Below are 6,097 nucleotides of genomic sequence, written 5' to 3'. Positions count from 1 at the left end.
CCGATCTTGCGGCGTGCCGCTGATCAGCGCGAGGGCGGCATCGGGATCGGCGCGGCCGCGCAGCACGCTGTCCAGCGCCAGTTGTGGCAGCAGTATGCAGGCCCAGCGCATGTCCGCCTCAATGCCACGCCGCGAGCGGAATCGGCGCCGCGGCGGCGAGCCCGCCCCGGCACTTGAGCACGCGCAACTGCGCCGGGCGATTGTCCACCGCCAGGCGCAGCGCGGCCGGCGACGGATTGATCGCCTCGCGCAGCGGACGGTAGGCGAAGGCCAGGGTCTGACCGCTCTCGGCCGCCACCTGCAGCCGGCGCAGGGCACGGTCGTCGGCCTGCTGCGGCCAGCACAGCACCGCGCCGCAACTGCCGGAGCGCAGGCACTGCTCGGCGGCCCACAGGGCATCGCGCCCGCTCGCTTCGATCAACGCCAACTGGCGCAGGTCGACACCGGCGGCCAGCCAGGCTTGCGGATAGGGCAGGAAAGGCGGCGCCACCAGCACCACGCGCTCACCCTCGGCGGTCAGTCGCGCCAGGGTCGGCCAGAGCAGTTGCAGTTCGCCGATGCCCTCGGCGGCAATGAGAATTTCGCTGAGCGCCGCCTCCGGCCAGCCGCCGGCCGGCAGCACCGCGTCCAGCGCGGCATGCCCGGTCGGCTGCGCGATCGCCGGCCGGCTTTCCGCCTGGCCACGCCAGACCCGACGCTGGTCGAGCAGGCTGTCGAGGGCGACCGGCGCGGCGCTCATTCGCGGCGCACCAGGCCGCAGAACACGCCTTCGATGGCCAGCTCCTGGTCGTCGCGAACGACGATAGGCGCGTAGGCCGGGTTGCGTGGCAGCAGGCGGATGGTGTCGCCGGCGCGCTCGAAGCGCTTGATGGTGACTTCGCCGTCGAGGCGGGCGACGACGATCTGGCCGTCGCGCGCCTCGCTGCTGCGGTGCACGCCGACCAGGTCGCCGTCGAGGATGCCGTCCTCGATCATCGAGTCGCCCTGCACGCGCAGCAGGTAGTCCGGCAGCTTGGAGAAGGTCTGGCGGTCCAGCAGCAGGTGGCCGTGCAGGTCGGCATCCGGGCCGATCGGCGCGCCGGCGGCGACCCGGCCGAGCACCGGGATTTCCAGCAGCTCAGGGCGCGGCGCGCGGTCCACCAGGCGGATACCGCGCGCCTGGTTCGGCACCACCTCGATCAGCCCGGCCTCGGCCAGGGCGACGATGTGCTTGCGCGCGACGCCGCGCGAGGCGAAGCCGAAGGCTTCGGCGATTTCCGCCAGGCTCGGCGGCTGGCCGTTCCCGGCGATGCGGTCGCGGATGAAATCGAGGATGGCGCGGCGGCGCGGAGATAATCTGTCCATGGGGTACATTTGTACTCTTTTCGCGGCCGTGCTGACCAGCGTCTTTCGTCGGCCGGTTCGATTGCCGGTCGGGAATAACCTGAGGCATCCACTTACGGCACACTGGGTGCCTTGCATCGGAGGACAGATGTGGATGGACCAGCTGGAGGCGTTTTTCGCGTGTTGCGCGCGCGTGCTGGACGGCGATGCCGCGTTGATCGCGCAGTTGCGGGCGCGGGGATTCGCCTGCGAGGCGGGCGACTGGCGGTTTTCCCTGCCGGCCGTGCACGCCTTCCTCGGCGGCCGCGACGAGGCCTATCCGGGCTGGCTGAAGCGGCTGTACGCCAGCGATTTCAATACACGCCTGCGGGCGCTGGGCGGCGAGATCGTCATCGTCGACAACCACGGCAAGGTCGACCGGAACCTCTACAGCATGCGACGAATTGAGTAGGGTGCGCCGCGCGCACCTCCGCGGCGGTCGGGTGCGCATGGCGCACCCTGCGAGGCATGGGCGGCACGAACCCTAGGGTGTGCCGCGCGCACCTTGGCGGCGGTGCGCAGGCCGCGCCCTGTCAGGCGTTGCGCGGCTGAAGAACCAGGCGCTGGCGAGGCCGAGGGCAGCCCAGAACAGGGCGTTGGTCAGCAGGGAGGCGTAGACGAACTCGTGGGCCAGGGCTTCGGGAGCCAGGCTTTGGTGAACGTCCGGCTGCGGCGCGCCGATCAGGTGCGGCACCACCAGCAGCACGAGGCCGACGATGCGCAGCGCCCAGTTGCGGCCGAAGGCGATCAGCCCCAGGCCGACGGCGGTGGCGAGCGCCGTGCCGATCCACCAGTACTGACGCAGCAGCAGGTCGGCGGCAGCGGTGCCCGGCACTTCCGGTGGCAGGCCGAGGGACGGCGCCAGGTTGAACACGGCGAAACCGCCCAGGCCCCAGAGCAGGCCCTGCCAGGTCTTGCCGGGGGCGCGCAGGGTGTAGAACCCGGCGAGCATCAGGGCGAAACCGACCGCCACGACCAGGTTGCCGAGGCCGGTGAACAGGGTGCGCTGCAGGCCGTCTTCCGGGCTCCAGACTTCTCCGCCGTGCTCATGGGCCGCTGCGCCGGCTTCGTGGCTGTGCCCGGCCTGCTCGCTGGCGCCGGCGTTTTCGTAGGTTTCCGCCTGCAGGATCAGCGGGCTGACCCAAAAGCTCTGCAGCAGGGTCAGGAAAATGGCCGCCAGCAGCCCGGAGAAGCCCGCCGTCTGGGCGATGCGCTTGATCATCGGTTCGCTCCTCAGTGGCAGGGGAAGGCGGCGCTGTGGCGGGTGTCGTGGGCGGCGTTGTGCACCAGCTCCATGTGCGAGAACCCGGCGAAATAGATCAGCGCGGCGCCGACCAGGATGCTGCCGACGGCCAGCGTCAGGCGTTGCGAGAGGGGGAGCGTAACGGCGGTGCTGGAGGGCAGCGTGCGGCTTGTCATGATGAAGACCTTCCAATGAGTCGAGTGATCGGCACGCGTGGAAGGACGCAAGAAGGGCAGGCCGGCGCGTGAGTGCAGCGATCGCACACGCGGTGAAGCGGACCTGTTTCCGGCGCGTCCCGCCCACCGCGGGTTGCCAAAGAGATTCCAGGCCGGTCTCCGGGCTGGCGAGGCGGCCTGTACGTGGCGTACAGACCTGAAGTCTTCACCTTCCCGGATCGCGATCCAGTGGTATGCCGAAGACTTCGCTCGCTTACCGTTGCGGGGGCAGCGCCGGACTCGTTCGATCACCTGGATCGGACCCACCGGCTTCCCGTTTAACCTCACGCCAGCAGCTAAGCGGCGCGAGACACCTGAAAAACACGCGCTAGCTCAGCATGACGGCGACGCCTCGTCAACCGAACCGGCGTTCGCGCAATTGCTCCGCGGCCGGCTAACGGCTACCCTGCCGGCCAACGAACAGGTGCCCCGAGCGCGACCGCGCAAGAGGCTGAAACGGGAAGTCCGGTGACCTCGGGGGTAAACCCCAGAGCATTCCGGCGCAGCCCCCGCTGCTGTAGAGCCTGACGATACCGCACGATGCCACTGACTCCGGTCGGGAAGGCGCGGTGATCGGATGAAGGCGAGCCAGAAGACCGGCCTGATTCGAGAACAAGGTACGTACCCCGGGGTGTGGGTGGTTGCCGGTGCTGTCGTCTGCCTCGTGCAGCCTTTTTCAGTCTCGTCATCTCCTGTGCGATGCCTGCGCATCGCGTCCCTGCCCGTGGTTCGTGCCATCGAATCCTGCCCGCCCACGCGGCGGCGCATGGGCCTGGAGTGTGCAGCGATGATCGACGAACAGAAGAAGCAGAACCACGCCGAGCGGATGAAGCGCAAGAAGGAGGTGGTCGACGCCGGCATCGAGCGCGCCCAGGTGGAGCGCGGCATCGTCGTGCTGATCACCGGCAACGGCAAGGGCAAGAGCACCTCCGGCTTCGGCACCCTGTATCGCGCCCTCGGCTACGGCCATCAGGCCGGCGTGGTGCAGTTCATCAAGGGCACCCAGGCTTCCGGCGAAGTCACCTACCTGCGGCAGAACGCGCCGCTGGTGGAGTACCACGCGATGGCCACCGGCTTCACCTGGAACACGCAGAACTGGGACGCCGACAAGCTCGCCGCCGACGAAGCCTGGACCCACGCCTCGCGCATGCTCGCCGACCCGCGGCTGAACCTGGTGCTGCTCGACGAGCTGACCTACATGCTCAAGTACAACTACCTCGACCTGAGCATGGTGCTCGACGCCATCCGTGCGCGCCCGGCCAGCCAGAGCGTGATCATCACCGGCCGCGCGGCCAAGCCCGAGCTGATCGAGCTGGCCGACACGGTGAGCGAGATCCGTGACGTCAAGCACGCCTACAACGCCGGTGTGAAGGGCCAGGCGGGTATCGATTTCTGATGGGGATCGGGGCGGTTCGGCGAGTGCGTCGGTCTGCGGCGATGGCGCGTCTCCATCCTGCGGGCGGCGCCCATGCGGCGGCGCGCGTGCTGGCCGGGCTGCTGCTCGGGCTCGCGCCGCTGGCCGGCGCGGCCGCGTTGCCGACGGTGGTCTCGACCAACCTCTGCGCGGACATGCTGGCACTGAGCCTGGCGGCGCCGGAGCAACTGCTCTCGGTGTCGCGCAAGAGCCAGGATGCGAGGGTGTCGTCGATGCCCGAGCTGGCGCGGCGCTTCCCGGCCAACGATGCCACGGCCGAGGAAATCATCGCCCTGCACCCGGACATCGTGCTCGCCTCGCGGCGCTGGCAGACGCACAACCGCGCCGAACTGCTGGCCCGCCACGGCATCCGCACCGTTGTGCTGCCGTACCCGACCACCTGGCAGCAGATTTTCGACAGCACCCGCCTCGTCGCCGCGCAGATCGGCCGCGAGGAGGCCGGCGCCGCGCTGGTGGCCGACGTGCAGGCACGCCTGGCGCGGCTGCGCGAACATCCGCGGCCGTTCAGTGCGCTGTACCTGCGCGCCAACGGCGGCAGTGCCGGTGCCAACACCTATGTCGACAACCTGTTCCAGGCGGTCGGCGTGCGCAACCACATGGCCGACCTCGGTCGCTCCGGCTGGGGCCGCTATTCCCTAGAGGAGCTCATCGCCGGCCCGCCGGACGTGTTCGTCACCGCCGACCTGCTGGTGGATGACGGTTACGCCAAGTCCGCCTATTCGCGGCACCCGCGCCTGCAGCAACTGATGGCCGCCAGACCGGTGGTCAGCATCGGCGGCAACCGCTGGGGCTGCAGCGACTGGCAACTGGTGATCGCCGCGGAAGACCTCGCCGCGCAGCTCGATCGCTTGGGCGCGCAGCCATGACGCGCTTCGCCCCGGGCCTGCTCAACCTGCTGTTGCTGGCGGCGCTGGCGCTGTTATTCCTGCTTTCCCTCGGCATCGGGCCGGTGCCGCTGACGCTGGGCGAGGTCGGCCACGCGCTGTTGCGTCCCGGCGCGGAGGCGGCGAATCTGGCCGATGTGCTGGTCCAGCAGCGCATCATCGTCAACGAGATCCGCCTGCCGCGGGTGCTGCTGGCGATCCTCGTCGGCATGTCGCTGGGCACCGCCGGCGCCGCCATGCAGGGCCTGCTGCGCAACCCGCTGGCCGAGCCGGGGCTGCTCGGGGTCAGCTCCAGCGCCAGCCTCGGCGCGGTGCTCTGCCTCTACTACGGCGTCAGCGCGCTGAGCCCCTGGCTGGTGCCGGCCTCGGCGATGGGCTGCGCGGCGCTGGCGACCCTGGTGCTCTACGGCATAGCCCGGCAACACGCGAGCAACCTGACGCTGATCCTCTGCGGCGTGGCGCTGTCGTCGCTGGCGGCGGCGGCGACCTCGCTGGCGATCAACCTGGCGCCGAACCCCACCGACATGCAGGACATCGTGCTCTGGCTGATGGGCTCGCTGAGCGACCGCAGCTTCGCCGATATCCGTCTGTGCCTGCCCTTCATCGCCGCCGGGCTGTTGCTGCTGTTCGCCTGCGGCCCGCAACTGGACGCGCTGACCCTCGGCGAAGACGAAGCCAGCAGCCTCGGCGTCAACCTGCCGCGGCTGCGCGTGCAGATCATCCTCGGCACCGCGCTGTGCGTCGGCGCCAGCGTCGCGGTGACCGGCTCGATCGGTTTCGTCGGCCTGGTGGTGCCGCACCTGCTGCGCAAGGCGGTCGGCTATCACCCGTCGCGCCTGCTGTTCTCCAGTGCCCTCGGCGGCGCGCTGTTGCTGCTGGCGGCGGACATCGTGCTGCGCCTGGTCAGCGGCGAACAGGAGCTGATGCTCGGCGTGGTCACCGCGATGATCGGCGCGCC

9 protein-coding genes and 2 riboswitches are annotated in these 6,097 nt (G+C 69.9%); of the genes, 4 read left to right on the top strand and 5 right to left on the bottom strand.

The genetic code is table 11. The features are described 5' to 3' along the window. The 3 genes from B2X67_RS20935 to lexA form a co-directional block, all read right to left on the bottom strand. Positions 1–111: hypothetical protein (locus B2X67_RS20935; protein WP_414704013.1), on the bottom strand; the 111-nt coding region annotated here is incomplete at its 3' end. Positions 112–118: 7 nt separating this feature from the next. Then, on the bottom strand, positions 119–739 hold the full coding sequence (gene imuA, locus B2X67_RS18375; RefSeq protein WP_286786390.1) for a translesion DNA synthesis-associated protein ImuA: 621 nt from the start codon (positions 737–739) through the stop codon (positions 119–121). Beyond that, positions 736–1,353, bottom strand: coding sequence for a transcriptional repressor LexA (gene lexA, locus B2X67_RS18370; RefSeq protein ID WP_273228768.1), 618 nt, complete (start codon positions 1,351–1,353; stop codon positions 736–738). Before lexA ends, imuA begins: the two co-directional genes overlap by 4 nt. Positions 1,354–1,477: 124 nt before the next feature. Here lexA and B2X67_RS18365 point away from each other — a divergent pair, with 124 nt between their 5' ends. Then, a complete protein-coding gene (locus B2X67_RS18365; RefSeq protein ID WP_273228767.1) occupies positions 1,478–1,774 on the top strand; it encodes a hypothetical protein in 297 nt (98 codons plus the stop codon). Between the two features lie 72 nt (positions 1,775–1,846). Here the strand turns inward: B2X67_RS18365 and B2X67_RS18360 are convergent, their stop codons facing one another. Both B2X67_RS18360 and B2X67_RS18355 read right to left on the bottom strand, forming a co-directional pair. Next, the gene (locus B2X67_RS18360) at positions 1,847–2,584 is read right to left on the bottom strand and encodes a CbtA family protein (protein WP_286786389.1); all 738 of its coding nucleotides are present in this window, start codon (positions 2,582–2,584) and stop codon (positions 1,847–1,849) included. Positions 2,585–2,595: 11 nt separating this feature from the next. Then, complete coding sequence (locus B2X67_RS18355; protein ID WP_286786388.1) at positions 2,596–2,781, bottom strand: CbtB domain-containing protein; 186 nt, start codon at positions 2,779–2,781, stop codon at positions 2,596–2,598. A 133-nt stretch (positions 2,782–2,914) separates the two neighbouring features. Then, a riboswitch (cobalamin riboswitch) is annotated at positions 2,915–3,153 on the bottom strand. A 72-nt stretch (positions 3,154–3,225) separates the two neighbouring features. Further along, positions 3,226–3,439: riboswitch (cobalamin riboswitch) on the top strand. A gap of 168 nt (positions 3,440–3,607) precedes the next feature. Here B2X67_RS18355 and cobO point away from each other — a divergent pair. The 3 genes from cobO to B2X67_RS18340 all read left to right on the top strand — a co-directional run. Further along, on the top strand, positions 3,608–4,216 hold the full coding sequence (gene cobO / locus B2X67_RS18350) for a cob(I)yrinic acid a,c-diamide adenosyltransferase (protein ID WP_376747824.1): 609 nt from the start codon (positions 3,608–3,610) through the stop codon (positions 4,214–4,216). 41 nt (positions 4,217–4,257) lie between these two features. Then, on the top strand, positions 4,258–5,121 hold the full coding sequence (locus tag B2X67_RS18345) for an ABC transporter substrate-binding protein (protein ID WP_286786387.1): 864 nt from the start codon (positions 4,258–4,260) through the stop codon (positions 5,119–5,121). After that, positions 5,118–6,097, top strand: a 980-nt coding sequence (locus B2X67_RS18340) for a FecCD family ABC transporter permease (RefSeq protein ID WP_286786386.1), incomplete at its 3' end; no start/stop codon positions are given. The genes B2X67_RS18345 and B2X67_RS18340, both read left to right, overlap by 4 nt.

The organism is Pseudomonas sp. UBA3153 (assembly GCF_002364635.1).
GTDB classification, from domain to species: Bacteria; Pseudomonadota; Gammaproteobacteria; order Pseudomonadales; family Pseudomonadaceae; genus Pseudomonas_O; species Pseudomonas_O kuykendallii.
The sequence above is the reverse complement of the archived record's forward strand: the minus strand, read 5'-3'. Positions and strand labels throughout refer to the sequence as shown.